A 25,999-nucleotide genomic window follows, 5' to 3' on the forward strand; every position below is an offset into this window, starting at 1 on the left:
AACGCAGGTTTGCATACGTCGTTACGGTTAGCAATATATGGAAATGGTTGTTTCGTAACTAAAACTTAGTAACGTTTATACATAAAAAAGCCATTTCTTATTAATAAGAAATGGCTTTTATTAAAAAATATGGAATAGTCAAACTACAGTTCTCCTAAACGTCCTTCTCCTTTAGCTGTAATAGGGTTTCCTCCGAAGATTGATGTACCTGTAAAAGAGACATCACAAAATTCAACATAAGCGTCTCCGGCAGAGTTCTTTACAACGTAAATTCTACCGCTTGTTGCTTTCCAGGTAATACCGTTTGTTGTAAAATTTTCGTCAATAACCTGCATGGTAACTGCGCCTATGTTAAAGGTTCCGTATCCGGGGAATGTACTGGTCGGGAAAAATATATCAAGTTGTTTTATGCCGCTAACTAGTGAGATTTGGTATTTGGGACCCATAGTACTGGAGAAACTTATCCCGGTAAATGAAAAACGTCCGATTAAATTAAATTTATCATCCGATAAGTTGGTACAAGGCGTTGGAGAGCCACCATATGTAATACTGAATGTACAAACAGGTGTTGTCGGGAACCCGTGTAGGATTGTTGAACCTCCGGTACTTGGTGTGCCAGAACCGGCAAGTGTAACAGTTTGTGCACCAGTGGCAGTAAATTCGCCTGTTCCGCTAAATGTTATTCCGTTGGTTGTAGTGGTTGAAATACTATAAGGGCCTGTGCTGGTTACATTTACTCCTACTGTAATGGTATTTGTACTAGTGAGTGGTGTGGAGCCTGTGTATGTTCCGTTAACAACTACACTGGGACAGTTAATTGTATATTGTGCAGGAGCCTTTGTAGTTACAGAAAAACCACAAGATGAACCGCTAAAAGGAAGAGTGAAGTTTACTGTACCCGGAGTTCCTGAAGGTGTGCCGGAGGCAACTAACTCAACATTATAATTACCGACAGTAGGGAAAGAGCCTGTAAAAGAAAACTTGATCCCATTTACGGTACCTGTGGTAATATTTGCTGTTCCGGCTTTGGTAACATTTGCTTTGACTGTTACTTTATTAACTGACGGATTTAAAGCCACGCCAATTAAATACTCACCGGTAGGTGTAGCACCTGAACAAAGCAAGGGAGACCCGGTTCCTTCAATAGTGTAAATAGCAGCACTGGGATCCGGGGCGCCACTAACAACAATATCCCCTGTACAGGTTTGGCCATTTACACCATTAATGGTAATTGTTTTATTACCGGCAGAGCCAGGTTTACCTGTACCGTTTAAAGTAACGTCAGTAAGACCGGTAGCTCCGAAGTTACCAGATCCGGTAAATATCATTCCGTCAACAGCTGCCGTGGTAATACTGTAAGGGCCAACCGAAGTTACATCCACTGTTAATTTTATAGTATTTGTAGCGCCCAGATTGGTGTTGGCGGCATAAGTGCCGTTTACAACGATGGAACTACAGTCCATTGTATATGTAGCAGGTCCAACAACTGTAACATCAAAAGTACAGGAGTTAGGTCCGGCAATAGGTATAGAGTATAATCCGGCAGGACCTGGCGTGCCGCTACCTGTTAATACAATTGTGGTTGGACCCAGGTCAATTAATGCACCGGTACCTTTAAAAGTAATACCATTGGTGGTGGTAGTGGTAATATTATATACACCAATAGTAGTTACATTTACATTAAGGGTAACCGTATGCGAGTTGTTAAGGGCAATACCTTCGCCGTATACACCGTCTACAATGGCTCCCGAACAGCTATTGGGAGAACCTATCAGTTCAAAAGCGGCCGGGCCGCTGGCACCTTGGGGTAATACACTAACCGAAACTACACAGTTCGTACCGGCATAGCTTACGGTAAAGTTACTGATGGCTTTATTGGCGGGTGTACCGCTACCCATTAGTTTTACGGTTTGTTTCCCGGTTGCAGTAAAATATCCCTGTGCTTTGAATGAAAATCCGTTTACCGTATCGGTACGGATGGTATAAGAACCGGCAGTAGTAACGTCTACGTCCACTTCAATATAATTATCTGCAGTTAAGGCTACAGTAGCTTCATAAATACCAACAACATTCTTGGGTAAACAATCACCCGTTGTTTCACTTTGTAAAGACCCTGCCGAAGGGCCAAAGCCGGTCTCAAAACTTTTTTCTTTAGCACAGCCCGCAAAAAACACAGTTAAACATGCCAAGGTCAAAAACGCCAGTACTTGTTTTCTCATATAAGGGTTTAAATAATTACTGCGAAAATATAAATATTTAGTGTAAACTGGTTTTTTAGGATACGGAGACTATGAACAGTGGAAAGAACTCATTACTTTACACTTTATTGTTCAATATGCAGAAATATTACAAAATAATCGGCTTATTACTGTTAATAGCAGGCAGCGGACAGTTATTTGGCCAGAAAAGAGCAGTGGAAGTGCTGACCACCGGCACAAAAACCAGTTTACGGGGCTTGAGCGTGGTTAATGATAATGTGTTGTGGGTAAGTGGCAGCCAAGGCAAAGTAGGGCGTAGTACCAACGGCGGCAAAAACTGGAAATGGATGACCGTCCCCGGCTTTGAAAAGGCGGAATTCCGCGATATAGAAGCTTTTGGCCCCAATACGGCCATCATTATGGCCTCGGGCGATTCTGCCTATATCTTAAAAACAACCGATGGGGGCGATAACTGGCGTATTGTGTACCAGAATTTTACAAAGGGGATGTTTTTGGACGCCATGGATTTTTATACCCCCGAACATGGCATTGTAGTGGGCGACCCCGTGAATAACCGCTTTTTTATAGCCGAGACAAAGAATAATGGTGATACATGGGAACAGACCAACCTGCAACATCCTGGCGCTGTAGCCGACAGCGGCGAAGCGTTTTACGCTGCCAGCGGCACTAATGTACGCCTGTTTCCTGATGGAAGCTTTTACCTGGCCAGTGGCGGCAAAGCCTCCCGGTTGATCACCAGAACATTGGCCACGGCTCTTCCCCTGGTACAAAACACCCCGGCATCAGGCGCTTATTCCATTGCCGTATATAAAAGAAGTCAAAAAACGAAACGTACGCATATAGTGATAGTGGGGGGCGATTATACCCGGGATACGGTTAATACCCAAAACTGTATATTCAGCGTTAATAATGGTAAAACCTGGCAAAGGCCCAAAACACCTCCCAGGGGGTTCAGGAGTTGTGTTGAGTTTATTACAGATGAAGTATTAATTGCCTGTGGTACCAGTGGTGTGGATCTGTCATACGATGCCGGTCGCCGTTGGGTCAATATATCGGGCGATAGTTATAATGTATGCCGCACGGGCAAATTCTCCAACGTGGTTTTTTTAGCCGGTAATAATGGCACCATTGGTAAGCTGGTGGAGACCAGCAAGATGGAGAATTAATGCCGGACACTACCAGGCTCTTATTTTAACTTACTCACCAATTCTGTAATGGTCGGCCTTTTCTTATAATCGTTTTGAAAAAAGCGATAGATCACCGTGCTTTCCTTATCAATAATATAAGTAGCCGTAACAGGCAGGTTAAAACCGTTTTTACCGTTTATTTCATCCAGGTTAATATTGGTACGTTTAAACTGGGTAATCGTATTCTGCGGCACTTCATAGTTCACATCATAGGCTTTGGATATTTTCAGCTCCTCATCATATAATACCGGGAAAGTGGCTCCTGTCTTTTCTACTGTCTTGGTAATATTTTCAGGTAACTCCGGCGATACGGCCACTACCGTTGTTTTTTTGGCGGTAAAAGCGTCCAGCGAATCCTGTAATTGTTTTAAATACCTGGTACAATGAATGGACCAGTTGCCGCGGTAGAAGACCAGTACCACAGGGCCTTTTTTTAAAAGGTCTTTCAGGCGAACACTATTGCCATTCTGATCGGTTCCTTTAAAGTCTTTGGCCTTTGAGTTCAGGAACATGCCTTCAGGTGTTGCCTGTGCAAAAACGCAGGATGTTACCAGAAAGAAGGAGAGTAATAGTGCAATTTGTTTCATAACCTGTTTGATTAAATACGTTAACATAGATGGCCGCTAAGGCCTAAACGTTGTACGCCGAATATCCTGTAAAGAAAACAAAGTTTATTTAAACAATTAGTTAATTTGATTTACTGAGGGTTATTGAAACGGGCGATAATTGTTGTCCCAGCATTGATGTAACATGGTAATGAACCATGAATTATCAGCTATTAACTACCTCCAGCGCCGCCCTCAGTAACCTCACTTCTTCCGGGTCAATATAATTATTGGTATAACTTTCTTTATCCTGTGTAAAAGCGGGGTGTACAAATTGTGAAGCGGATGCGCGGGTACTGCGTAAAGAAGTGTGAAATTCGGTACAACCTGTTTCGCTGGCAAGGGTGGCTATATTCTCTTTCCTTACACCGCTGCCGGGCATAATGATAATGCGGTCCTCCGCGGCTTGTTGCAAGGTTTTTAGTAAAGCTATTCCATCCATAGCATTGGGATGCTGTCCTGAGGTAAGTATACGTTCACAACCAATACTGATAATTTGTTCCAGCGCCTGCAGCGGGTCTGCACAACGGTCAAATGCCCGGTGAAAAGTAACACCCAGCGGATAGGCCAGGTTTACCAATAGCTCCGTTCTTCTTACGTCAATAGTACCATCGTTATTCAATAAACCTACTACTACACCATCGCAACCTAACTGTTTGGCCAGCTTAACATCCTGCACCATACAATTAAACTCTTCATCGGAAAAAATAAAATCACCGCCCCTTGGTCGTATAATGGGGTAAATGAGGGTGTCAAATTTCTCCCGGCAGGTTTTTATGACACCATAGGATGGGGTAGTACCTCCTTCCGCCAGGTTCGCACAAAGCTCTATACGGTTGGCCCCGCCTGCCACGGCGGCAGCAGTGGTGGCATAATCGGAGGTAGCGATTTCAATGATATAATGGGGCTGCATATACTATTTGAAATAATGTTTTGGTTTTATTAACTGCTCGCCTTTGGTCGTACGTACGGCATAACTAAAACCTTTATGCAGGGCATAAGCGCCTACCACGCCTTTTTTATTAATCGCAATAAAAGCCACCTGGATATCTTTTGCCTGCTCTTTTTTAATGCGTACGATACGCTCGATGATCTTTTTGCAGGCGGCTTCCGGTGATAGTCCTGAGCGCATAGCTTCTACTACCGAATGCGAGCCGGCCACACGTATCACATCTTCGCCCTGGCCGGTAGCGGTACAGGCGCCTACTTCATTATCTACAAACAGGCCGGCACCGATAATAGGTGAGTCGCCCAGGCGTCCACGCATTTTAAACCCCATACCACTGGTAGTACAACTGCCGCTTAAATTGCCTTTGGCATCCATTGCTACCATGCCGATGGTATCATGATTCCAGTCGCCGTTCTCTAACTGTTGAGGGGCAAATGGGCCATGGCCTTTATTTTCTATATTGATCACCGGTTTATATTCCGATTTTTTAAGCCAGTTTTCATAAGCTTTTTTTGCATCGGGTGAAAGTTCGCCCGACTCCAACGGGAAGCCCTCTGCAACAGCAAATTGCTGGGCGCCGTCACCTACCAGCATTACATGCGGGGTTTTTTCCATTACCCTGCGGGCTACAGAGATAGGGTGTTTAATGCGTTCCAGGAATGCTACACTGCCGCAGTTATAGTTTTCATCCATAATAGAAGCATCCAGTGTTACACGGCCTTCACGGTCGGGGTTTCCGCCTAATCCAACACAACAATTAATGGAGGCTTCGGTAACCATTACTCCTTTCTCCACGGCATCCAGGGCCCGCCCACCGGTACTTAATACCTCCCAGGCGGCTTTATTGGCTTCCAGTCCGGCATCCCAGGTGGATATCACCACGGGGTTATTCAGTACAGCCTCTTCAGGCTCATTGGTCAGCAATTGCTGCGATACAAGACCGGCTACTGATGTAAAAGCGGACGCTTTAATAAACTTTCTTCGATTAAGCATGTTATCCCAGTTGTTTTTGTGTTAATACGGGTACTGATGATCCGGCAGGTAATATCCCCATAGCCTGTTACCGGTGATCATACAATCGGCAATAAAATTATAGGTTTAAAAATTAGTAACGGCAAAATGCGTAAAAGTTTTAACCTTTGCCCGTGATTTTAATATTGATATGCGAATTGAAATAATATCCGGTAGTCCGAGAGCAAACAGTTTAACCAGGCGGGTGGCCATTCACCTGGCGCAGCAGATAAACGTATCAGGCAGGCATGAAGCCAGTATTATTGATATGCGTGATTTTGAACTACCGATGGTACAGACTGTTTTTTCATCGGTGGATAATACCCCCGATCCGTATAAGCCCTTAAGTGAAAGGATATTTGCCGCCGATGCCTTTATATTGGTTACACCGGAATATAACGGCAGCTATTCACCGGCAATGAAAAACCTGCTGGATCATTATCCCAAACAAAGCCGCAAAGCCTTTGGTATTGTTACCGCATCGCCGGGAGCATTGGGCGGCATCAGGACCACACAGCAATTGCTGCTTTTAGTGGCCGGGTTATTTGGAATTGCTTCCCCGGTATTACTGGTAGTGCCTTCTGTAGACAAAAAGTTTAACAGTGATGGCTCACTGGCCGATGAGAATTTTCATAAACCGGTTCACCATTTTATCAGTGAATTTACCTGGCTAATGGAAAAACTGAAAACTGAATAGTTGCCTTACCTGCCCTGCTCGGTTATTTCGGCATGGTGTTTCAGGTACAAGGGGAGGGCTGCTGAGCCGTACCAGTTAAACAGCTCCGTATCCAATAGTTTAGCCTTGATCGCCGGGTCGGTCTGTAATAACGCTTTAGCCTCTTCCAGCGATTTTGTATTTAAAATAAAAATGCCTCTGTATTGTTTGTCATTCTTTTGGAATGGCCCTGCAACAATTAATTTACCCCTGTCGGCAAGGTGACCGATATTATCCATATGGCCTTTGAACAAGCTATCCACAGTGGCTTTATCGGTAATGTTGGCACTGCCTGTTTTCAGTATGGCCATAACATACATCTTCATACCATATTTATCGGCATCCAGTGAATCAGCCAGGGCTTTATTAAAAGCAGGGGGTTGTGTTTGTGCGTAAGCCATTTGACTACCCAACAGTAGCATAGCTATCAATATCTTTTTCATGTTTGTAAGGTTAAGCCGGCTGGTATAGCCTGGTGTAAAGTTATTGTTTTTCCAAACGAATACATGAGCCCGGATTTACCGGCTCCGGCAACGGGTGTTATATATTCTTCTCCATATAGTCCAACAGGCTCTTTTTAGCACTTAGCTGTACTTTACGTTTCATGAAGCCTGTCCAGCCAAATAACTTGCCGGGTATACCTAATGCCTGCCCCATCCATGTGCTTAACCGGAAAGCATCACTATGCTCAATGATCTTACCATCTTTGATACGCATAAATGCCTTTACATTATTCTGTACTTTATTACCCGTTTTGGAAAAAATATAATTGGCGGTCCAGTTACAGGTAGCATATTCATGATCTATTAACTGGATATTGCTGAAGCTGAGACTGAAATCTTTGGCATTTTCGCAGAGCATCTGCCACATGGCACGTACCTGGTCGCCTTCCAGCAGCATAAAAACCGGGTCGCTGAAAACGATATCCTCGCTGTAACAGCTATTCATGGTAGCAGCATCCTTTTGCTGAAAAGCAGTATAAAATTTTGCAATTATTTCCTTATTGGCTTCCATATACTAAATATTAATGCGGCAAAGTACAATTAGTTGCCAGTATAACAAACTTATTCTAAGGCCCCGTACTGCCATTGCTCAAACTTTCGTTGCGTTTTTAAATACTGTATGTAGTTTTGCCGGAAGCCACCGGAGTAAAGACAACCGGCATGAAACTAAATTATGTTACCAAAATTAACTGATTCTACATTGAGGTCAGCCATGATAGGAATGGTTATACTGTTCCTGGGCATATCCCTGTATACCGCCTTTAAAAATACGGAACTGGTATATGAATGGGCGGGAATTGTGGATCATTTAATAGAGACCGGTGAATATAAATACATGGGTAACTATTCTGCCTTTATGCCGCCCTTATACCCCTGGTACCTCGCTGGTGTTCATTGGTTAACAGCCCGGTTTACAACGGGCACTACCTGGTTGGGAATTGCCAATTTTTTACAGGCGGTTATTTTTATCAGTGCCGTTTATTTCACATTCCGCAGTTTTTTTTATGGAAAACTCAGTCCAAGGTTATTAGTTTTTTTTGGCGCGGTCATCTTTTTTCCTCCTGTATTATTGTCCGTAACAAAAGTCAGTTCTTTTGCTCTCTCCTTAAGTCTTGCCCTGTTTTTTCTGGCCCTGGCTTACCGGTTAGTTGTCTTAAAGAAAAAGAAGGTGTTAGGGCCGTTCATACTGGTACTGACACTGGCCATGTATGTCCGTTTTGAATTTGGTTTGTATTTTCTCCTGCTCAGTTGTTTTTTATCTTTTTTTAGTAAGCAAAAGCATTGGAATATACTTATTGCTGCAGGGCTTTTTGGGCTGATCTATGCTCCCTGGGTATTACGTAATCATGTTAAAATGGGTATGTTCACTTATTCCACTTCATTTCAATATAACTTTTCAAAGGGTAATAATATCCGGTATGATCTTTTTTCCACGCATAATATGCCTTACGATGAGCAAAATGATCTGCGCGTGGAGGATGAGGTGGTGGCTGGCAGGTTTTCTTCGGAAAAGGCCAAGGATGACTATTTAAAGAAAGTTAACAGGTACTACCTCCATCATCATCCCGGTCATTTCTTTTCCCAGAGTGTTAAGAAAGTAGGCATCAATTTCCTGCAATACTTTCCTGATTACCACTTATTCACTAAACCGTTATTTGCGGTGTTGTATAGTATATTCTTTACGCTGTTATTCCTGGCCGTATTGGCATGGAGTATCCGTGATATATTTTTCGCTTCAAAAAAGCATCCTAACTTTTTAAGCGTTTTTACATTGGTGAGCTTCCTGTTTTTCCTTTTCTTTTACAGCGTGGCGCCTTTGCCCCGGTATGCTTTGTTCTTTTACCCGCTTTTTATGGTGTATATACTGTATATGCTGAATAATAAACAACAACAATTTTCATAATATAGACAGAAACTACGCTACGGCATACAGCGGCATCCCCCCGATACGGATACTTATACGTTATACCATTAGTACCCGTTTTACAGGTGAACAATGCTCCGGTAAGTACTTTTCTTAAAATAGTGCAATGGTTTGCAATTGAACATACCCGGCAGCTTGTGTGCGGTTGTCAACCGATTGTGTTATAAATGGTCCGGGATCAGTTTATAAAAGTCCTGTGTGTTGAAATGCTTACCGGTAAAGCTTTTTAACCGGTTGTTGTATTTTATTGCGTGTTTGTTCTTTAAAAAGTTTTGAAAAAAACGGCTGGCTTGCAAAATGCTGCAACATATGAAACAATTAGGTTATTTGTGAATAAAACTGAGCAAACCAGCCAACAAATTATTAATTTGCCATCTTATTTAATCAATGATGCTATGCTGAAATCCCTGTTCTTCTCTTTTGCCATTGTTATGGTATTGACTACAGCAGCCCAGAAGCCTGTCATTATTCCCGAGCCTGTAAACATGGTGATGGAAACAGGTGCTTTTACCGTTACGCCCAAAACAAAACTGGTAACAGCTGCAGCCAATAATAAACATGCAGCATTCATCAACGATTACCTGATGAATAACTATGGTTATAAACTGCAGGTGAGTAATAAACTTTCGGATGCGGGCATTAAACTGGTTACAGAAAAACACGCAGGTGATTTAAAAAAAGGATATGAATTACTGGTAACACCGGGTGGCATAAAAGTCAGCGGTGAAAACGAAGGACTTTTTTACGGCGTGGTAACCTTATTGCAGTTATTCCCGGCAGAAAAAGATAAGCTCAGCTTTAGTATACCGGCGTTAACGATCCAGGATTATCCGCGTTTTGGTTATCGCGGTATGCACCTGGATGTGGCCCGTCATTTCTTCCCCGTTGATTTTGTAAAACGTTATATAGATTACCTGGCCCTGCATAAGATGAATTATTTTCACTGGCATTTAACCGATGACCAGGGCTGGCGTATCCAGATAAAGAAATACCCTAAGCTAACCGAAGTAGGCGCCTGGCGTAATGGTACCATTATCGGGCGTTATCCCGGTACAGGTAATACAAATACGCGGATAGGTGGTTTTTATACGCAGGAGCAGGTAAAGGAAGTGGTTAAATATGCAGCTGAAAGATTTATAACCGTTGTGCCTGAAATAGAAATGCCCGGTCATGCGGCAGCGGCTATTGCGGCCTATCCCGAACTGAGCGCCTTTCCCGATGAGCCTACGATTAAATACTATCCCAAAGAATCGGCCTGGGGCGGCGACAGCACCGGCAAACAGGTTATCCAGAGCTGGGGAGTATATGATGATGTTTTTGTTCCCTCGGAGCATACTTTTAAATTCCTGGAGAATGTAATGGATGAAGTGATCGCTTTATTCCCTTCCAGGTATATTCATATCGGTGGCGATGAATGTCCCAAGACCAACTGGAAGCGTTCGGCTTTTTGCCAGCAACTAATGAAAGAAAAGGGATTGAAAGATGAACATGAACTACAGAGTTATTTTATCCAGCGGATGGAACAATACATCAATAAAAAAGGACGTACCATTATCGGCTGGGATGAAATACTGGAAGGCGGCCTGGCACCCAATGCCATTGTGATGAGCTGGCAGGGTGAGAAAGGGGGGATTGAAGCCGCTAAACAAAAGCACTATGTAATTATGACACCCGGTAATCCTGTTTACTTTGATCATTCGCAAAGTACCCGGGAAGATTCGGTGACCATCGGCGGTTATAATCCCATTGAAAAAGTATATGCTTACGAACCCATACCGGCTGAATTAAATGCGGAGCAGGCTCAATATATTTTAGGGGCACAGGCCAACCTGTGGACAGAATATATCTCCAATCCTCGTAAAGTGGAATACATGGTTTTCCCCCGCATGAGTGCATTGAGCGAAGTATTATGGACGCCCAGGGAGAAGAAAGACCTGAAAAACTTTGAGCAAAAACTGCTTACCCAGTTTAAACGGTATAACCTGTGGAACGCAAATTACAGCGAAGCTTTCTATGACCTGCAGGCTTCAGTGATCCCCGGCAGGAGTGGTGACGGTGTATTGTGGGCCCTGAATACAAAATTTGATAATGCTAAAGTTACTTTCAGTAAAGGAAATGCAGCAGGTGGTTCGCAAACCTACACGCAACCTGTGCCGGTAAATGAAAATGGTGTATACACTGCTTCTTTATGGATCAATAACAAGGAGAAAAGTAAAGTATCACAACAGTTCTATTTCAATAAAGCCACCGGTAAAAAAATTACCCTGGTGAAGGAGCCCTCAAAATCTTACCCCGGTAGCGGTGCATTCACGCTGGTAGATGGGGTGCAGAACAGCAAAGGCATGTCTTTATCGAGGGAGTTTATCGGTTACAACGGGGAAGATGCTGAGGCATTGATAGACCTGGGAACTGCACAACAGATCAGTACCGTTACTTTACATACTTTTGAAAGCAATGGCAGCTGGATCTATGCGCCTAAATATTGCAAGGTATTGATCTCAACGGACGGGCAAACCTTCACCCAGATGGGCATTACCGATGTGGCCAATAAACTGGCTAAAAACGGTGACCTGACCATGACCGTGAACCCAAAAGCAGTGACGGCCCGTTATATCAAGGTAATTGCAGGCAACTATGGTGTTATTCCGCAGGGACGTGAAGGCGCGGGGCACAAAGCCTGGTTGTTTTTAGATGAAATAGTGGTGGAGTGAGGCAGCGGGTAGAAGATGTAGGGTGTAAGGTATAAGGTGTAGGGTTTTAGTTTTGCCGGTAAAGGATAACCGGGTTATCAATCAGATCGTATAATTAAACTTCATATAAAAGCCATGAGCAAGCAAAACACAGCTTTGGATTTACTGGATAGCTTTGAAAAAATTCCGGTGCGTATTTACCCTGATCTGTACCAGGGATCACAGGCCGTTGCACAGGAAATAGCCGCACTTATTCGTGATAAACAAAAGAAAAAACAAAAGTGCGTATTAGGCCTGGCCACAGGATCTACGCCTAAGGCCTTATATGCCGAACTGGTACGTATGCACAGGGAGGAGAAACTGAGTTTTAAAAACGTGATCAGCTTTAACCTTGACGAATACTATCCCATTAGTAAAAACGAGCGCCAGAGTTATAACCGTTTTATGAAATACCATCTTTTCGATCATGTGGATATTGATCCGAAAAACATTCATATTCCCGATGGTGAAGTGGCGAAAGACGATATCAAAGCCCAGGCGGCAGCTTATGAAAAAAAGATCGCTGCGGTAGGTGGTATTGACCTGCAGATACTGGGTATTGGTAAAAACGGCCATATTGGTTTTAACGAACCAGGCTCCAGTGTACTTTCAAAAATGCGTTTGATAGCATTGGATAATTCTACCCGTATTGCCAACGCTTATGAGTTCAGCAGCATGGCCGAAGTGCCACGCCTGGCCATTACCATGGGTATCAGTAATATCCTGCAGGCTAAAAAAATTGTCCTGCTGGCATGGGGTGGCTCCAAAGCTAAAGTGATCCAGCAATCTGTTGAGGAAGATGTTACCGAACGTATACCGGCTTCTTTATTGCAGAATCATGATGATGTGACTTTTGTAATTGATGAATCGGCCGGTGTGGAACTCACCCGTAATAAATCGCCCTGGTTAACCGGAGAGTGTGAGTGGACACCCTATATGATTAAAAAGGCGGTGATCCACATGGCCCTGGATTCCAAAAAAACATTATTGAGTCTTACTAATTCCGACTATTTACAATATGGTCTTAGCGATCTGTTGATTGAAAAAGGCGATGCTCATGATATTAACCTGCAGGTATACTATATGCTGCGTGACTCTATCACAGGCTGGCCTGGCGGTAAACCCAATTTTACTTTAAGCACACACCCTGAACGTAGCGAACCGGCTAAAAAAAGAGTAATTATCTTCTCTCCGCACCCCGATGATGATATCATTAGCATGGGCGGTACTTTCCAGCGCCTGCACGACCAGGGGCATGATGTGCATGTGGGTTACCAGACCTCGGGTAATATTGCCGTGAATGATGAGTTTGTAACCCGGTTTATTGACTTTGCTGTTGGCTTTGAAAAAATTGCCGGCATTGATACGGCTAAGTCTGAAAAGATATTGAAGGATGCACGCAAATTTGTGGCGGCAAAGAAAACCACGCATGATATTGATACGCCAAAGATCAGGGCTATCAAAGGTTTGATCAGGAGGGGTGAGGCAAGTGCTACCTGCCGTTATGTAGGCATACCGGATAGTAATATTCATTTCATGAACCTGCCTTTCTACGAAACGGGTACCATTGAAAAAAATCCGATGTCACAAAAAGACGTGGACATTACCAAAAAACTTTTGCGTGAAGTAAAGCCACAACAGGTGTATTGTGCAGGTGACTTTGCCGATCCGCATGGTACCCACCTGGTTTGTTTTAACGTGGTACTGGAAGCGCTGAAACAAATCAAAGCCGATGGCGATGAATGGATCAATGACTGCTGGTTATGGTTATACAAAGGCGCATGGCAGGAATGGAAGATTGAAGAGATTGAAATGGCCATTCCGATGAGCCCTGACCAGGTAATGAAAAAACGTTTTGGTATTTTCATTCACCAGTCACAAAAAGATGCCGTTCCTTTCCAGGGTAGCGATAACCGTGAGTTCTGGCAACGTGCAGAAGAAAGAAACGCGGCTACGGCTAAAATTTATGCTGACCTGGGACTGACACACTATGCAGCCATGGAAGCTTTTGTAAGGTGGCAGTATTAAAAAATTAAAAGTAAAAATTAAAAAGTAAAAAGGGCTGTCATCGGTTGATGTTAGCCCTTTTTACTTTTGCCTTTTACATTTTTACTTTAATTCAACACATCATGCCATTCGGTCTTTTTCTTTAAAACGGCATTGGCAAAGGGACATAGGGGGATGATCTTGATGTTTTTCTCCCGGGCATATTCCACGGCGGCATGCACCAGTTGCTGCCCTACGTTTTTGCCTCTTAACTGGTCATCTACTTCTGTATGGTCAATGATCATCTTGTTTTCGGCAGGCATGGTATAGGTCATTTCTGCCAGGCGTTCGCCGTCTACCTTTACAATAAAAGCGCCTTTACTGCCACTGTGTATGTGTTGTATATCCATAATTGGTCTGTTTTTCTGGTAATTTATAACATTCTCCATAAAAATTTGTTCGTTCAGAAATTCTGCTCCATATTTGCTTCCGGTATGAAACAAACAAATACATTTTTTTGGTGGTGGCAGTACAACTCTTCAGGGGTGCTGTAATGTCATTGCTTTAACTATAAGTCATTTCATGGGCCCCGATCAGTTCGGGGCTTTTTTATTGTCTTAGTTCAACAAACGATCATGAAAAAAATTATTATCAATACTACGGTTAAACGCCTGCTGGCCGATGTGTATACACCGGTGGGCATCTACCTGCGCCTGCGCGACCGTTTCAGGGATACTATTTTATTGGAAAGTACCGATAGCCATGCGGCAGAGAACAGTTATTCTTTTATCGGAGTAAATGCTATCGGCGGTATCGAGATCAGTAATACAAAACAGGCCGAATTTAAGCTACCCGGTCAAAACCCCGAGCAGGTTACCCTGCAACAAACAGGTGTGGTGCCACAGCTTATCTGGGATTTTATGAACCGCTTTGATATTGTACAGACTGATGCCAGGGAGGCTGTATTTGCACAGGGACTGTATGGTTACAGCACTTACGATGCGGTACAGTTTTTCGATACCATATCTTTTTCAAAAAAAGAAGATAAAAGCAACCAGGTACCCCTGATGCGTTACCGTTTATACCAGTATGTGATCGCGTTTAATCATTTCAAGGACGAATTGTTCATATTGGAGAACCAGGTAAACGGTATTAAGAGTGATTTAGCACTTATCGAAAACCTCATTCGTGGTAAGGATGTGCCGGTATATCCCTTTACGGTTTCCGGTGTAGAAACTTCCAATATTACCGACGATACATACCGCGATATGGTGAGCAAAGGTATCCAGGCCTGCCAGCGGGGTGATGTGTTCCAGATTGTATTAAGCCGCAGGTTTCAGCAGGGTTTTAAAGGTGATGAGTTTAATGTGTATAGGGCTTTACGAAGCATAAACCCTTCACCTTATTTATTCTTCTTCGATTATGGCGATTATAAGCTCATGGGATCTTCACCAGAATCGCAGTTAATTATCCAGCAAAATAAAGCCGTTGTACATCCCATTGCCGGCACGGCAAAACGTACAGGCGATGTGGATACAGATAAAGCTGCCATCGAGCAATTGTTACAGGACGCCAAGGAAAATGCAGAGCATGTAATGCTGGTTGACCTGGCCCGTAATGACCTGAGCCGTGTTTGCGATGAGGTACAGGTGGCGCATTACCGTGAAGTACACCAATACTCACATGTGATACACCTGGTAAGCGAAGTGGTGGCCAAAGTGCGTGAAAATCATAACCCCTACCTGCTGATGGCAAAAACATTCCCGGCCGGCACACTCAGCGGCGCGCCTAAATTCAAAGCCATGCAGCTGATTGATAGTATGGAGCCCACCAGCCGTGGTTATTATGGCGGGGCAATTGGCTTTATAGGTTTTAACGGCAGTTGTAATCATGCCATTATGATCCGTTCCCTGCTCAGTAAAAACAATACCTTGTTTTATCAGGCAGGTGCCGGGGTGGTGGTGGCCAGTAAACCCGAGAATGAATTGCAGGAGGTGAACAACAAACTGGGGGCATTAAAAAAAGCGATCCAGCTGGCCGAACAGATCATGTGAAATAATGAATGATGAATTATGAATTATGAATGATGTTTAAGCCATACTATTAACAAATAACTTTTGACACAAAATGAAAATATTGGTTTTTGATAACTACGATTCTTTTACCTATAACCTGGTACACCTGGTGGAGAAGATCATACACGCTAAGGTAGATGTATTCCGCAATGACGAAATACCCCTGGAGAAAGTGAAGGATTATGATAAGATCATCCTTTCACCGGGTCCGGGTATACCGGAAGAAGCAGGACTATTATTGCCCCTGATAAAAGAATATGCGGCCAGCAAATCCATACTGGGTGTGTGTTTGGGGCACCAGGCCATTGGCGAGTCGTTTGGTGGTAAGCTGGTTAACCTGTCAACCGTATACCATGGTGTGGCCATGCCCTGTACATTTATAAAAGATACTCCTTTGTTTAAAGGACTGCCCCGGACCATTGATGTAGGCCGTTATCACAGTTGGGTGGTAAGCGAAGAAAAATTTCCCGAGGAGTTGGAAATTACAGCAGTGGATGAGCATAATTATATCATGGCCCTGCAACATAAAAACCTTGATGTACAGGGAGTGCAGTTTCACCCGGAAAGTGTGTTAACGCCGTTGGGTGAAACAATTTTAAGCAATTGGATAAAGGGGTAATGTTTATTGGTAAATCACAACCCTGTATATGGTAAAGATGCAATGCTTGCATCTCTACCATGTATAACACCACCCCCAAAAAACAAAAAAATGAAAAAGTTATTACAATTATTATTTGAGCATAAAACCCTTGACCGGGAAGGCGCCAAACAGGCGTTGATGGATATTGGCAAGGGTATATATAACGAACATGAAGTAACCGCCTTTATGACGGTTTACCTGATGCGTAGCATCACCATCGAAGAGTTACAGGGTTTCCAGGATGCCTTGCTGGAGCTTTGTGTACCGGTAAATATGGATGGCTTTAACGTGGTGGATATTGTGGGCACCGGTGGTGATGGTAAGAATACGTTTAATATATCTACCCTTAGCTGTTTTATTGTGGCAGGTGCCGGGCAAAAAGTAGTGAAACATGGTAACTACGGGGCATCATCCGTAAGTGGCGCTTCCAATGTAATGGAGCAACTGGGCTACCGGTTTAAAAACAACAACGATCATTTGCGGAAGGAAGTGGAAGAAGCCAATATCTGTTTTTTACATGCGCCCATGTTTCACCCGGCGTTAAAAGTAGTAGGGGCCATCCGTAAAAACCTGGCCATGCGAACCTTCTTCAATATGCTGGGCCCTATGGTCAATCCTGCTAATCCTGCTTTTCAGCTGGTAGGGGTATATAGCCTGGAAATGGCCCGTATTTATAACTACCTGTTGCAGTTATCCGGCAAACCATTCTCCATTATTCATAGCCTGGACGGGTATGATGAGATATCACTGACGGGTGATACAAAAGTGATCACACAGGATGGTGAAAAAATTATGACCCCATGGCAGTTAGGTAAACGCATGGTGAACCCGATTGATATTTACGGGGGCAATACTGTTGACGAAGCTGCTGAAATTTTTAAAACCATTATTTCCGGTAATGGTACCTGGGCGCAGAATGCGGTGGTAATGGCCAATGCGGCCATGGCATTACATTGTACGGGCGCCTATAAAACCTACGAAGATGCTTATCTTGCGGCGGTTGAAAGCCTGGAAAGTGGTAAGGCCTATGCCTGTTTACAAAAACTAATAACATTACAATGAGTACGATACTGGATACCATTATAGCACACAAACGCAAAGAAGTAGAAAAATACAAACCGCTGAGCAGTGTGGAGCGTTTTGAAAAAGAAGGTTTTTTCTGGAATTTTACGGTAAGGTCGTTAAAACAAAGCCTGTTAAAAGAAGGTAGCACCGGCATTATAGCCGAGTTTAAAAGAAAAAGCCCCAGCAAGGGCTGGTTAAAAAACCAGGAACTGGAAGCGGAAGTAGTGGTTGTGCCCTACGATAAATTAGGTGCGGCCGGTATATCGGTATTGACCGATACGGAGTTTTTCGGCGGCGACCTGGACGATCTGATACAGACCAAGATCATTACCGATACACCTATTTTACGGAAAGACTTTATTATAGATCCCTGGCAGATAGCGGAAGCCAAAGCATTTGGTGCGGATGTGATATTACTGATAGCGGCCTGTTTAACACCTAAAGAAGTAAAAGACCTTGCGGCTTATACGAAAAGCCTGGGGCTGGAAGTATTACTGGAAATTCATAATGAGGAGGAACTGGGGCATATTTGCGATGAAGTGGACCTGGTAGGGGTGAATAACCGTAACCTGAAAACATTTGAAGTGAATATTGAGCATTCCATGGAATTGATTAAAAAAATTCCATCGGATAAGGTAGTTATTGCAGAAAGTGGTATCAGTAATGTAGAAACTATTGTAACTTTAAAGCGTGAGGGTTTTAAAGGATTCCTGATAGGAGAAACTTTTATGAAAGAACCCGAGCCGGCGGTTGCTTTTGCCAATTTTGTAAAACTACTAAACGCAACAAAAGCATGAGAATTAAAGTCTGCGGAATGACTTTGCCCGAACAAGTAAATGCCCTGTCTGAGATGGGAGTTGATTTTGCAGGATTTATTTTTTACCCTAAATCACCCCGGTACATGGGGGATAAACTGCCTCCTGAAAAGTTTAAAAAAATGGGAGGCAATATTGCTAAAGTGGGCGTATTCGTTAACAAGCCTTACGACGACCTGTTGAAAACCGTTGAGGATTACCGCCTGGATATGGTGCAGCTGCATGGCGACGAAACACCCCGGTACTGCGAGCAGGTAGCTAATTATGTAACCGTGATCAAGGCATTCAGGTTAACCGACAATGACCCCATTGAATGGATGGCCAGGCCTTTTCATGAAGCCAGTGATATGTACCTGTTTGATACGCTTGGCTCCGGGTATGGCGGCACCGGTAAAAAATTTGACTGGAACGTGCTGCAGCAAACCACTATTGATAAACTATTTTTTTTAAGTGGCGGCATTGAAAGCGGTGATGAAGAACAGATAAAGGCATTCAGCGAAACACCGGCAGCAAAAAAACTTTTTTCCCTGGATATTAATAGTAAGTTTGAAGTAAGTGCCGGTGTGAAAGATATAGCTAAAGTACAGCAATTTGTACAGGCTATAAAAATGTAATCCACCCATGTAACATTAACCTTACCGTAAAAGTAAATGGGCATAGCCCGGGCTCGTGAATTAACTCTTGATCATTTAGCGTTTCAATGGTTTTAACACTATGAATTGGGTAAGGCTGGTCCACATTTTTATTTTCTCTCTTCCGTTTTGCTTTGCCTATGCCCAGGCAAAGCCTGCTGACTCTGTGGCTGTGATACAGCTCATCAGCCAATCAGGTAAACTGGGGGCCAAAAACAAGCAGGCCCAGGACAGTGTAATTGGCGCTGCCATAAAACTGGCTGCAGCCATCAACCGCCCCGATTATTTACTGCGTTTCTACAATTACTGGTCCTTTCAGCGTGTTGTGCAAAATGAATTCAGGGAGGCCATATCCTTATGCCGTAAAGGCATGGCTGTTGCAAAAAATAATACAAACCTGCAGCAGAATGTGTCCTATCGCGATATACTGGCACATGCAGCCATGTGTTATTTTTATACAGGCGAAAGGGATAGTTCCCTGTACTGGACAAAAACACTGAAAGAATTGTCTCAAAAACATAGCGACAACTTTAACCTGAGTATTGCCTATGTTTTTGAAGCCATCAACAATGTACATGTTTTGCCTGATGAAACGGTGATCGCTTTATTTGATACAGCGGCAGTCATTGCACAAAAAACAACAAACCTGCACGATGATGCCCTGGCCCTGTATAATAAAGGTTATTTTTTGCAGGATAAAAAACAAAAGGACTGGCCGGGTGCGGTAAGTGCTTATATTGCTTTAAAAAACCTGATTGCTGATGAGACTATGGAGGAGTACCAGGTAAAAGTACATGAGCGGGTACCCTTCTGGTTCAGGAATGTAAAACTTACCTTATATGGCAGCCTGGCTATAGTATACTATTACCTGGCTAACCTGGATGATGCCTGTTATTACCAGGAGTTGGCTTACCGGGAACAGGTGCAACGCAATAATTACATGTACCTCCCATACGGATGGAGTACATTGGCTGAGATCGAGACCTTCCGGAACGATTATGGGAAAGTAAAACATATTTATGACAGCTGCATCGTATTGCTGAAACAATATCATGAAACGGCTGACGTGCCTATTCCTTCTCTTTATTTTGCAAGAGGATGGTTATACGAACAGGAAAAAAATACGGCGCAGGCCGAACAATCCTATAAAAAGGTTATGGACATTACGCAGGGAGGCTTTCACCCGGCGGCCCTGGCTTTGCTGCGGTTGTATACCAATACGCGGCAGTTGCATAAGGCAACATTAACAAAAAGAAACCTGGATAGTATTGTGGATAAAACAGGCCTGTTGTTTTTCCAGGCGGAATATAGTAAGGAGCTGGCAGGGTATTTTATGGCCATGGGTGATAAAGCAGGAGCATTGAATGCACAGTTACAATACTACCGTTATAAGGATTCGCTGAACACCACTGCCCGGTACTATATGGTGAAGGAGGTGGAAACAAAGTTTAAAACAGGGGAGAAGGAACAACAACTGGCCATTGCCAATGAAAAACAACGGCTGCAACAGAAATTGCTGAAAGAATCCCGGCAACGGATATGGATACTGAGCGGGGCCATTGTACTGCTTACCTGCCTGGCCATAGCCCTGTACAGAATATATAAGACCAAACAAAAACAGACCAGGCTGCTGGCTTTGAAAAACCAGCAGATAGAAACGCTGATGCGGGAATTGCATCACCGGGTAAAAAACAATCTCCAGGTCGTGTCCAGCCTGTTGAACCTGCAATCGAACCGGATTGAAGATGATACGGCCCGGGATGCCCTGGAGCAAGGGAAAAGCAGGGTAGATGCTATGGCTATGATTCATCAGAAGCTGTATATGGATGAAGTAGGAGCCTCTATTAATATGACCGATTATTTGCAATCACTTTGTTTATCTTTGGCAGCCAGCTACGGGCATGACAGCAGTACGGTTGAAGTAGATGTGTCCTTGCCGGATACCAAGATCGATATTGATAAAGCTATTCCTGTGGGATTAATGGTGAATGAACTGGTGACTAACGCGTTTAAATACGCTTTTAGCAATACAGCTGCTCCACGCGTAATGGTTCGTATGAACCAGGAGGGTGGCAAGGTTAAGTTAATAGTGGCCGATAATGGCAGCGGTTTTGATCCCGCATTGATCGGTAGAAAAAAAGAATCCTTTGGTATGAAGCTGGTGAATATGCTGGTGAGCCAGTTAAAGGGGGAAATGACAATAGAACAAAATAACGGTGCCGTGTTTACCGTTATATATAAATCCTGATAAATGAAAACAACTACGTCCATATTAATTGTTGAAGATGAAGCAATAACCGCGCAGGATATAGCGGAGCTGCTGGAGGACGAGGATTATATCATAGAAGGAATTGCTGCAGATGCCGCAACCGCCCTGCAGCTATGCAGTAAGGCTAAACAACCTCCGCAGGTAGTGATCTGCGATATCAATATTAAAGGAAACATAAAAGGAACCGAACTGGCCCTGCAGTTAAAAACTTTGTACAAATGCCAGGTTATTTTTTTAACGGCCTATGCTGATAACAGGACCTTACAGACGGCTTTTGGTACCGACCCGGTAATGTACCTGGTTAAGCCTTATAATAATACACAATTGCTGGTAGCAGTGCAGATGGCTTTTCATAAACTATTGGCCCTGCAAAAAATAACGGGTTCTACACAGTTAGACCTTACTGAAAGGGAAGAGGAAGTAGCCCGGCTGGTGGCTCAGGGCTTTACCTCAAAACAAATAGCCCGTAAACTGGCGATCAGCATTGAGACGGTAAAAACCCATCGCCGGCGCATGCTGCAAAAGAATAACCTTAATAATTTCCCTCATCTTATTTATTTACTGAACCAGACTTTGTAAGTATGGTTCTCTCTTTTACTATGTCCCCCATTGGGGGTATTGTCATTGGTGGCCGGGGTATTTATCTTGCGCTCCTGATGCTGATATTATGTACTACACCTTCTTTATTGAATCCACCCATATGGTTGTAGTATTACCCGCAATATGATCCTTGGCAGTGGCTTCACTATTTAAACAAATAACCACCATAATCAGGAATTGTATGAAAACTTTATTGGTATCCCTCTTTTTATTTATTATTATTTTACCATCATATGCCCAGTACGAACGCAGAGAGAGCAGGGCCGGAGTATATGTAACGGCTGGCGGAAACTTATCCGGTGCAACAGGCTGGGATGAGAGCGATACGGGAGCCGAACGTATCTGGGGTTTTAATGCCGGACTTACCTTTTATGCCTCGTTTGATCCTAAAAGTAAATGGATGATCAATATTGACGGCAATTTTTCACAGCAGGGATTTGGTAACAGTGAAGCTACGGACCCCGCCGATGTTAAAAGGCTTGTCATCAATTATATTAATGTGCCGGTTATTCTAAAGTACAGGCCGTTCAAAGGGTTTCAATCGATGTTTATAGGAGTGGGCCCGCAAATCGGCTTCCAGGTTGGCGGCCATGGAAAATTGGTGAACGGCGAAAAATATGACCTGAAAAGTGAAGCGGTTACCAAAAATGTATGGAGTGGTGTAGGCGTGCTGGGTTTTAATTTTGATAAGTTGATCAACGTGGGTGTTGAATTCAGCTACCAGCATGGCTTAAGTAAGTTTTTAAATACAGCCACTGATTTAAGGCACTCGGTTTTCCAGGGACGGTTAATTATTCCATTAGATTTTATCGCCGACATGATGTGATTTGTTAGACAATTTATTCTACATACCATTATGAAAGGAGCAATTACAGGATTTTTATTGTTTTGTTGTGTTACGGTTATAGCGCAGAAAAATTCTGTTACCCGGATATTGAACAAGGCTTTGCTGGCAGAACAAAAACGGCAGAAAAACAACCCTGAAAACTATTGCGGAGGGATATATGAAATAATAAAGGGGTATCATATATTGAATGATAGCTTGCAGATACAGTTAAAACAGGCATTGATATACGAGGAAGGATATGAAATGGCAACTTATACGGTGGCATTAAAAGATGTTCATGCAATTGCCAAGGATATTAATATATTACTTGAAACAGGCAAGGATAAAGTAAAAATGGTAAGTCATGTTTTTTATAAGGGTGGAGGCGATACTATTGTTACTAATTATAGTAGTTTATACTTTCTTCATCTGTGCGATGAAAAAAATAATGAAGATTTTGCTGATGAACTTGTCCGGGCATTTAAAAAATTAGATATAACTATTATAAAATCGCATTGGTACGATTGAACAATTGACAAGGGACAATTGACAATGAAAAATCAGCAATATTTAATAGACAATATTCAATAGGCTTTACAGCGAGGGCCGGAGGGTCAGGTAAAACGGTATTTCAATATGCCGGTTCGACCTGTCCAAAATCAGTTCTGCGGTTTTTTCGCCCATCATCTGGAAATCGGTTGAGATAGTGGTAATGCCGTTCAGGATGATCTTTTTCATGGGCGTTTCGTTATAAGAAATAACGCCCACATTTTTTCCCACTTTCAGTTTGGTTGCCATTATTTTTTCGATCAGAAAAACAAGGTCATCTTCCATTAAATTGATATAGGCTTCCCCGTCTTTTACCGGTTCATTTTCTATTTTGTGTACTACTTTGGGATTAAAAGCATACTGGGCACAGAAACGTTTAAAACCGTTTACGATCTCATCGGGGTGATAAGTATAAGCCGGTAATATGATCTTTAAAGTATGGTATTTCTCCAGGGCGGGCAGGGCCTGTTCCAGTGCATTATAAATATCCTTGTCAAAATTTTCGTATACGGCACCGTATTCACCGGTTACATCGGGCACCAGCTTGTCTAACAAGATCAGTTTATCCTTAGGTATCTGGTTGATCACATGATGCGCATTCTCACCGCCTTCCAGGAAATGGGGTATGATCACATAGTGGGTATAATCGTTACCGGCATTTTGTATCAGGCGTTTGAAGAAATCAAAATCGTTATTGTAGATATAAAAGTCGATGGTGGCTTTTTCGCCAAGCGCTGTTACCAGCGAATCGTAGATGATCTTTTTATGGGTGCTGAGTTTGTTGAACAGTAAAAATATTTTCAACTCCTGTTTTACATCGGCGCTTTTTACATAGTAACCTTTGCCGGGCACAGAGCCTAGTACACCAATATTTTTTAAGTATTTATAACCCTTTTCAGCCGTATCCCGGGATATTTCAAACTCAAAACTCAATTCATTGATGGAGGGGAGTATTTCATCTTTTACAATATTGCCTTCGCCGATGGCCTTAATAATAGCATTTGCTAATTGCAGGTATTTTGGGGTGGCCGAGTAGTAATCGAAATGTAAATACTGGAATGCACTGTTCTTTTTCATGGCAACTAATCAGAGTCAAAAAAAGGTGGTCAATGGCCAAAGCTACTAAATTGTTATTGAAAATGTTCAGGGGAATGATGAGTTGTGAATTATGAGTTATGAATGTTGAAACGCAATGCCTGCGTTTCCAATACTTCCTGAAACGCAATGCCTGCGTTTCCAGTACCGGTTGAGACACAATGGCTGCCGGATACGGAGGGCGCCGACGCAGGAGGCGGTGCGCAGCACGGAACCCCGGAGCAGCCGGAACTGCAGCTGATCAGGGCGCTGCAACTGACAGCCCCTTTTGATCCTGTTCTGCTTTGCCGGTTTTGCCCTGCCGTTCAGGTAGAAAAACGCCCCGGGATATTTTGTATATTTATGATAACCATTTTGTTGCAGCACATGACAGTACATGACGGGTTGCAGGGGGTACCAAGGTAATTTTAACGGATATTTTTTTATTGCTTAGGCCATTTGAAACAATTATTTACATGGGTAGTTTCTTCGGTGTTATATTTCATTTCCTGGGCGGTTTTGCATCAGGTAGTTTTTATATTCCATACAAAAAAGTTCGTGGCTGGGCATGGGAAAGCTATTGGATCGTGGGAGGTTTATTCTCATGGCTGATTGTACCACCTTTAGCAGCCTACCTTACTATTCCCAATTTTGGTGATATTATTTCCGCCACCTCCGGTAAAATTGTAGGCCTAACCTATATGTTTGGTTTACTGTGGGGGATAGGGGGCTTAACCTATGGGTTGGGTGTGCGTTACCTGGGCGTATCGCTGGGCAGCAGCATTATGTTAGGATTGAGCATGGTGATCGGCGCACTGATCCCGGCATTTTATTATGATGCTTTTCCGCAGGAAGGCAAGGATAGTTTTTCTTTACTGACTGATAATAACTGGGGACTGGTAGTACTGGCCGGTTTGGCTGTTTGTATTGTGGGTATTATACTGTGTGGCAAAGCCGGTATGATGAAAGATAAGGAACTGGGCGCTGCAGCGGCAACAGACCCGCATGGTGGTGAAGTAAAGACCGAGTTTAAATTTGGCGTGGGTATTACCGTAGCCATTATATCGGGTATATTAAGCGCCTGTTTTAATTTTGGACTGGAAAGCGGTAAGGATATGGCCATTGTGGCTAACGAAGCCTGGAAGCTGGCCAACCCCGGTGAAGGTGAGTTTTTGTTCCAGAACAACGTGGTATATGTGGTGGTATTATGGGGTGGACTGACCACCAATTTTATCTGGTGTATGTACCTGAACGCTAAGAACAAAACCTTTGGTGATTATACCAACAAACAAACTCCCATACTAAAAAATATTGCCTTTGCCGCGCTGGCAGGCACCACCTGGTTTTTACAATTCTTTTTCTATGGCATGGGCGAAAGCCGTTTAGGTAATGGCCCGAGTTCCTGGATATTGCATATGGCCTTTATTATTTTAGTGGCCAATATGTGGGGCCTGATATTAAAAGAATGGAAAGGTGTAAGTAAAAAAACGATCAGTACCATTGTTGCCGGTATTGTGGTGATCATTATATCCGTTTTATTAGTGGGTTATGGCAACTCTTTAAGACCTGATAAAGCAGCAGGCACAGCTGTTCAGGAAACCGTATCAATAAAAAATTAGCATTAAA

General features: G+C 43.2%; 24 protein-coding genes. 16 read left to right on the plus strand and 8 right to left on the minus strand.

What is annotated here, in order from left to right:
* Positions 1-143 precede the first annotated feature (143 nt).
* A complete protein-coding gene (locus ACFS6H_RS13585) occupies positions 144-2,219 on the minus strand; it encodes a hypothetical protein (RefSeq protein ID WP_386099711.1) in 2,076 nt (691 codons plus the stop codon).
* 116 nt (positions 2,220-2,335) lie between these two features.
* Between ACFS6H_RS13585 and ACFS6H_RS13590 the strand changes: the two genes are divergently transcribed.
* On the plus strand, positions 2,336-3,385 hold the full coding sequence (locus ACFS6H_RS13590) for an oxidoreductase (RefSeq protein WP_386099714.1): 1,050 nt from the start codon (positions 2,336-2,338) through the stop codon (positions 3,383-3,385).
* A gap of 20 nt (positions 3,386-3,405) precedes the next feature.
* Here the strand turns inward: ACFS6H_RS13590 and ACFS6H_RS13595 are convergent, their stop codons facing one another.
* From ACFS6H_RS13595 to ACFS6H_RS13605, 3 genes are all read right to left on the minus strand, one after another.
* Complete coding sequence (locus ACFS6H_RS13595) at positions 3,406-3,993, minus strand: peroxiredoxin family protein (protein WP_386099717.1); 588 nt, start codon at positions 3,991-3,993, stop codon at positions 3,406-3,408.
* 184 nt (positions 3,994-4,177) lie between these two features.
* Positions 4,178-4,924 (minus strand): copper homeostasis protein CutC, encoded by a 747-nt coding sequence (locus ACFS6H_RS13600; protein WP_386099720.1) that lies wholly within the window; start codon positions 4,922-4,924, stop codon positions 4,178-4,180.
* A 3-nt stretch (positions 4,925-4,927) separates the two neighbouring features.
* On the minus strand, positions 4,928-5,953 hold the full coding sequence (locus ACFS6H_RS13605) for an isoaspartyl peptidase/L-asparaginase family protein (RefSeq protein ID WP_386099723.1): 1,026 nt from the start codon (positions 5,951-5,953) through the stop codon (positions 4,928-4,930).
* Between the two features lie 169 nt (positions 5,954-6,122).
* Between ACFS6H_RS13605 and ACFS6H_RS13610 the strand changes: the two genes are divergently transcribed.
* Entirely contained in the window at positions 6,123-6,668 is a 546-nt protein-coding gene (locus ACFS6H_RS13610) for an NADPH-dependent FMN reductase (protein ID WP_386099726.1), read from the plus strand.
* A gap of 5 nt (positions 6,669-6,673) precedes the next feature.
* Here the strand turns inward: ACFS6H_RS13610 and ACFS6H_RS13615 are convergent, their stop codons facing one another.
* Positions 6,674-7,129: a YciI family protein gene (locus ACFS6H_RS13615; RefSeq protein WP_386099729.1), complete on the minus strand. Its 456-nt coding sequence runs from the start codon at positions 7,127-7,129 to the stop codon at positions 6,674-6,676.
* Between the two features lie 97 nt (positions 7,130-7,226).
* The gene (locus ACFS6H_RS13620; protein ID WP_386099732.1) at positions 7,227-7,700 is read right to left on the minus strand and encodes a nuclear transport factor 2 family protein; all 474 of its coding nucleotides are present in this window, start codon (positions 7,698-7,700) and stop codon (positions 7,227-7,229) included.
* Between the two features lie 162 nt (positions 7,701-7,862).
* On the opposite strand from ACFS6H_RS13620, the gene ACFS6H_RS13625 reads away from it, so the two are divergent.
* From ACFS6H_RS13625 to nagB, 3 genes are all read left to right on the plus strand, one after another.
* On the plus strand, positions 7,863-9,092 hold the full coding sequence (locus ACFS6H_RS13625) for a hypothetical protein (protein WP_386099735.1): 1,230 nt from the start codon (positions 7,863-7,865) through the stop codon (positions 9,090-9,092).
* 416 nt (positions 9,093-9,508) lie between these two features.
* Positions 9,509-11,824 carry a glycoside hydrolase family 20 protein gene (locus ACFS6H_RS13630; RefSeq protein ID WP_386099738.1) on the plus strand — a complete coding sequence of 772 codons (2,316 nt, stop codon included), beginning with the start codon at positions 9,509-9,511 and terminating at the stop codon, positions 11,822-11,824.
* A gap of 114 nt (positions 11,825-11,938) precedes the next feature.
* On the plus strand, positions 11,939-13,870 hold the full coding sequence (gene nagB / locus ACFS6H_RS13635) for a glucosamine-6-phosphate deaminase (RefSeq protein WP_386099741.1): 1,932 nt from the start codon (positions 11,939-11,941) through the stop codon (positions 13,868-13,870).
* Positions 13,871-13,956: 86 nt separating this feature from the next.
* Here the strand turns inward: nagB and ACFS6H_RS13640 are convergent, their stop codons facing one another.
* Positions 13,957-14,238 (minus strand): GNAT family N-acetyltransferase, encoded by a 282-nt coding sequence (locus ACFS6H_RS13640; protein WP_386099744.1) that lies wholly within the window; start codon positions 14,236-14,238, stop codon positions 13,957-13,959.
* Between the two features lie 225 nt (positions 14,239-14,463).
* Between ACFS6H_RS13640 and ACFS6H_RS13645 the strand changes: the two genes are divergently transcribed.
* The 9 genes from ACFS6H_RS13645 (at position 14,464) to ACFS6H_RS13685 (ending at position 23,278) form a co-directional block, all read left to right on the plus strand.
* Positions 14,464-15,882 carry an anthranilate synthase component I family protein gene (locus ACFS6H_RS13645; RefSeq protein ID WP_386099747.1) on the plus strand — a complete coding sequence of 473 codons (1,419 nt, stop codon included), beginning with the start codon at positions 14,464-14,466 and terminating at the stop codon, positions 15,880-15,882.
* A 73-nt stretch (positions 15,883-15,955) separates the two neighbouring features.
* Positions 15,956-16,522, plus strand: coding sequence for an anthranilate synthase component II (locus tag ACFS6H_RS13650; RefSeq protein ID WP_386099750.1), 567 nt, complete (start codon positions 15,956-15,958; stop codon positions 16,520-16,522).
* Between the two features lie 90 nt (positions 16,523-16,612).
* Positions 16,613-17,605: an anthranilate phosphoribosyltransferase gene (gene trpD, locus ACFS6H_RS13655; RefSeq protein ID WP_386099753.1), complete on the plus strand. Its 993-nt coding sequence runs from the start codon at positions 16,613-16,615 to the stop codon at positions 17,603-17,605.
* Positions 17,602-18,405 (plus strand): indole-3-glycerol phosphate synthase TrpC, encoded by an 804-nt coding sequence (trpC, locus tag ACFS6H_RS13660; protein WP_386099756.1) that lies wholly within the window; start codon positions 17,602-17,604, stop codon positions 18,403-18,405. The genes trpD and trpC overlap by 4 nt, the downstream gene beginning before the upstream one ends.
* Positions 18,406-18,422: 17 nt before the next feature.
* Positions 18,423-19,037: a phosphoribosylanthranilate isomerase gene (locus ACFS6H_RS13665; RefSeq protein ID WP_386103579.1), complete on the plus strand. Its 615-nt coding sequence runs from the start codon at positions 18,423-18,425 to the stop codon at positions 19,035-19,037.
* Between the two features lie 100 nt (positions 19,038-19,137).
* Entirely contained in the window at positions 19,138-21,303 is a 2,166-nt protein-coding gene (locus ACFS6H_RS13670) for a sensor histidine kinase (protein ID WP_386099759.1), read from the plus strand.
* A gap of 3 nt (positions 21,304-21,306) precedes the next feature.
* Positions 21,307-21,903, plus strand: a complete 597-nt coding sequence (locus ACFS6H_RS13675; RefSeq protein ID WP_386099762.1) for a response regulator — start codon at positions 21,307-21,309, stop codon at positions 21,901-21,903.
* 202 nt (positions 21,904-22,105) lie between these two features.
* Positions 22,106-22,750, plus strand: a complete 645-nt coding sequence (locus tag ACFS6H_RS13680) for an outer membrane beta-barrel protein (RefSeq protein WP_386099765.1) — start codon at positions 22,106-22,108, stop codon at positions 22,748-22,750.
* A gap of 30 nt (positions 22,751-22,780) precedes the next feature.
* Positions 22,781-23,278: a hypothetical protein gene (locus ACFS6H_RS13685; RefSeq protein WP_386099768.1), complete on the plus strand. Its 498-nt coding sequence runs from the start codon at positions 22,781-22,783 to the stop codon at positions 23,276-23,278.
* 66 nt (positions 23,279-23,344) lie between these two features.
* Here ACFS6H_RS13685 and ACFS6H_RS13690 read toward each other — a convergent pair whose 3' ends face one another.
* Complete coding sequence (locus ACFS6H_RS13690) at positions 23,345-24,376, minus strand: GntR family transcriptional regulator (protein WP_386099771.1); 1,032 nt, start codon at positions 24,374-24,376, stop codon at positions 23,345-23,347.
* A gap of 147 nt (positions 24,377-24,523) precedes the next feature.
* On the opposite strand from ACFS6H_RS13690, the gene ACFS6H_RS13695 reads away from it, so the two are divergent.
* On the plus strand, positions 24,524-24,799 hold the full coding sequence (locus tag ACFS6H_RS13695) for a hypothetical protein (protein WP_386099774.1): 276 nt from the start codon (positions 24,524-24,526) through the stop codon (positions 24,797-24,799).
* Between the two features lie 50 nt (positions 24,800-24,849).
* Complete coding sequence (gene rhaT / locus ACFS6H_RS13700; protein WP_386099777.1) at positions 24,850-25,992, plus strand: L-rhamnose/proton symporter RhaT; 1,143 nt, start codon at positions 24,850-24,852, stop codon at positions 25,990-25,992.
* Positions 25,993-25,999 lie beyond the last annotated feature (7 nt).

Source organism: Terrimonas rubra (genome assembly GCF_042686025.1).
Classification (GTDB): Bacteria; Bacteroidota; Bacteroidia; order Chitinophagales; family Chitinophagaceae; genus Terrimonas; species Terrimonas rubra.

Bases quoted from the DNA above. Each gene is read 5' to 3' on its own strand.
- ACFS6H_RS13585 (WP_386099711.1), bottom strand. From the start codon at position 2,219: ATGAGAAAACAAGTACTGGCGTTTTTGACCTTGGCATGTTTAACTGTG.
- ACFS6H_RS13590 (WP_386099714.1), top strand. From the start codon at position 2,336: ATGCAGAAATATTACAAAATAATCGGCTTATTACTGTTAATAGCAGGC.
- ACFS6H_RS13595 (WP_386099717.1), bottom strand. From the start codon at position 3,993: ATGAAACAAATTGCACTATTACTCTCCTTCTTTCTGGTAACATCCTGC.
- ACFS6H_RS13600 (WP_386099720.1), bottom strand. From the start codon at position 4,924: ATGCAGCCCCATTATATCATTGAAATCGCTACCTCCGATTATGCCACC.
- ACFS6H_RS13605 (WP_386099723.1), bottom strand. From the start codon at position 5,953: ATGCTTAATCGAAGAAAGTTTATTAAAGCGTCCGCTTTTACATCAGTA.
- ACFS6H_RS13610 (WP_386099726.1), top strand. From the start codon at position 6,123: ATGCGAATTGAAATAATATCCGGTAGTCCGAGAGCAAACAGTTTAACC.
- ACFS6H_RS13615 (WP_386099729.1), bottom strand. From the start codon at position 7,129: ATGAAAAAGATATTGATAGCTATGCTACTGTTGGGTAGTCAAATGGCT.
- ACFS6H_RS13620 (WP_386099732.1), bottom strand. From the start codon at position 7,700: ATGGAAGCCAATAAGGAAATAATTGCAAAATTTTATACTGCTTTTCAG.
- ACFS6H_RS13625 (WP_386099735.1), top strand. From the start codon at position 7,863: ATGTTACCAAAATTAACTGATTCTACATTGAGGTCAGCCATGATAGGA.
- ACFS6H_RS13630 (WP_386099738.1), top strand. From the start codon at position 9,509: ATGCTGAAATCCCTGTTCTTCTCTTTTGCCATTGTTATGGTATTGACT.
- nagB (WP_386099741.1), top strand. From the start codon at position 11,939: ATGAGCAAGCAAAACACAGCTTTGGATTTACTGGATAGCTTTGAAAAA.
- ACFS6H_RS13640 (WP_386099744.1), bottom strand. From the start codon at position 14,238: ATGGATATACAACACATACACAGTGGCAGTAAAGGCGCTTTTATTGTA.
- ACFS6H_RS13645 (WP_386099747.1), top strand. From the start codon at position 14,464: ATGAAAAAAATTATTATCAATACTACGGTTAAACGCCTGCTGGCCGAT.
- ACFS6H_RS13650 (WP_386099750.1), top strand. From the start codon at position 15,956: ATGAAAATATTGGTTTTTGATAACTACGATTCTTTTACCTATAACCTG.
- trpD (WP_386099753.1), top strand. From the start codon at position 16,613: ATGAAAAAGTTATTACAATTATTATTTGAGCATAAAACCCTTGACCGG.
- trpC (WP_386099756.1), top strand. From the start codon at position 17,602: ATGAGTACGATACTGGATACCATTATAGCACACAAACGCAAAGAAGTA.
- ACFS6H_RS13665 (WP_386103579.1), top strand. From the start codon at position 18,423: ATGACTTTGCCCGAACAAGTAAATGCCCTGTCTGAGATGGGAGTTGAT.
- ACFS6H_RS13670 (WP_386099759.1), top strand. From the start codon at position 19,138: ATGAATTGGGTAAGGCTGGTCCACATTTTTATTTTCTCTCTTCCGTTT.
- ACFS6H_RS13675 (WP_386099762.1), top strand. From the start codon at position 21,307: ATGAAAACAACTACGTCCATATTAATTGTTGAAGATGAAGCAATAACC.
- ACFS6H_RS13680 (WP_386099765.1), top strand. From the start codon at position 22,106: ATGAAAACTTTATTGGTATCCCTCTTTTTATTTATTATTATTTTACCA.
- ACFS6H_RS13685 (WP_386099768.1), top strand. From the start codon at position 22,781: ATGAAAGGAGCAATTACAGGATTTTTATTGTTTTGTTGTGTTACGGTT.
- ACFS6H_RS13690 (WP_386099771.1), bottom strand. From the start codon at position 24,376: ATGAAAAAGAACAGTGCATTCCAGTATTTACATTTCGATTACTACTCG.
- ACFS6H_RS13695 (WP_386099774.1), top strand. From the start codon at position 24,524: ATGCCTGCGTTTCCAGTACCGGTTGAGACACAATGGCTGCCGGATACG.
- rhaT (WP_386099777.1), top strand. From the start codon at position 24,850: ATGGGTAGTTTCTTCGGTGTTATATTTCATTTCCTGGGCGGTTTTGCA.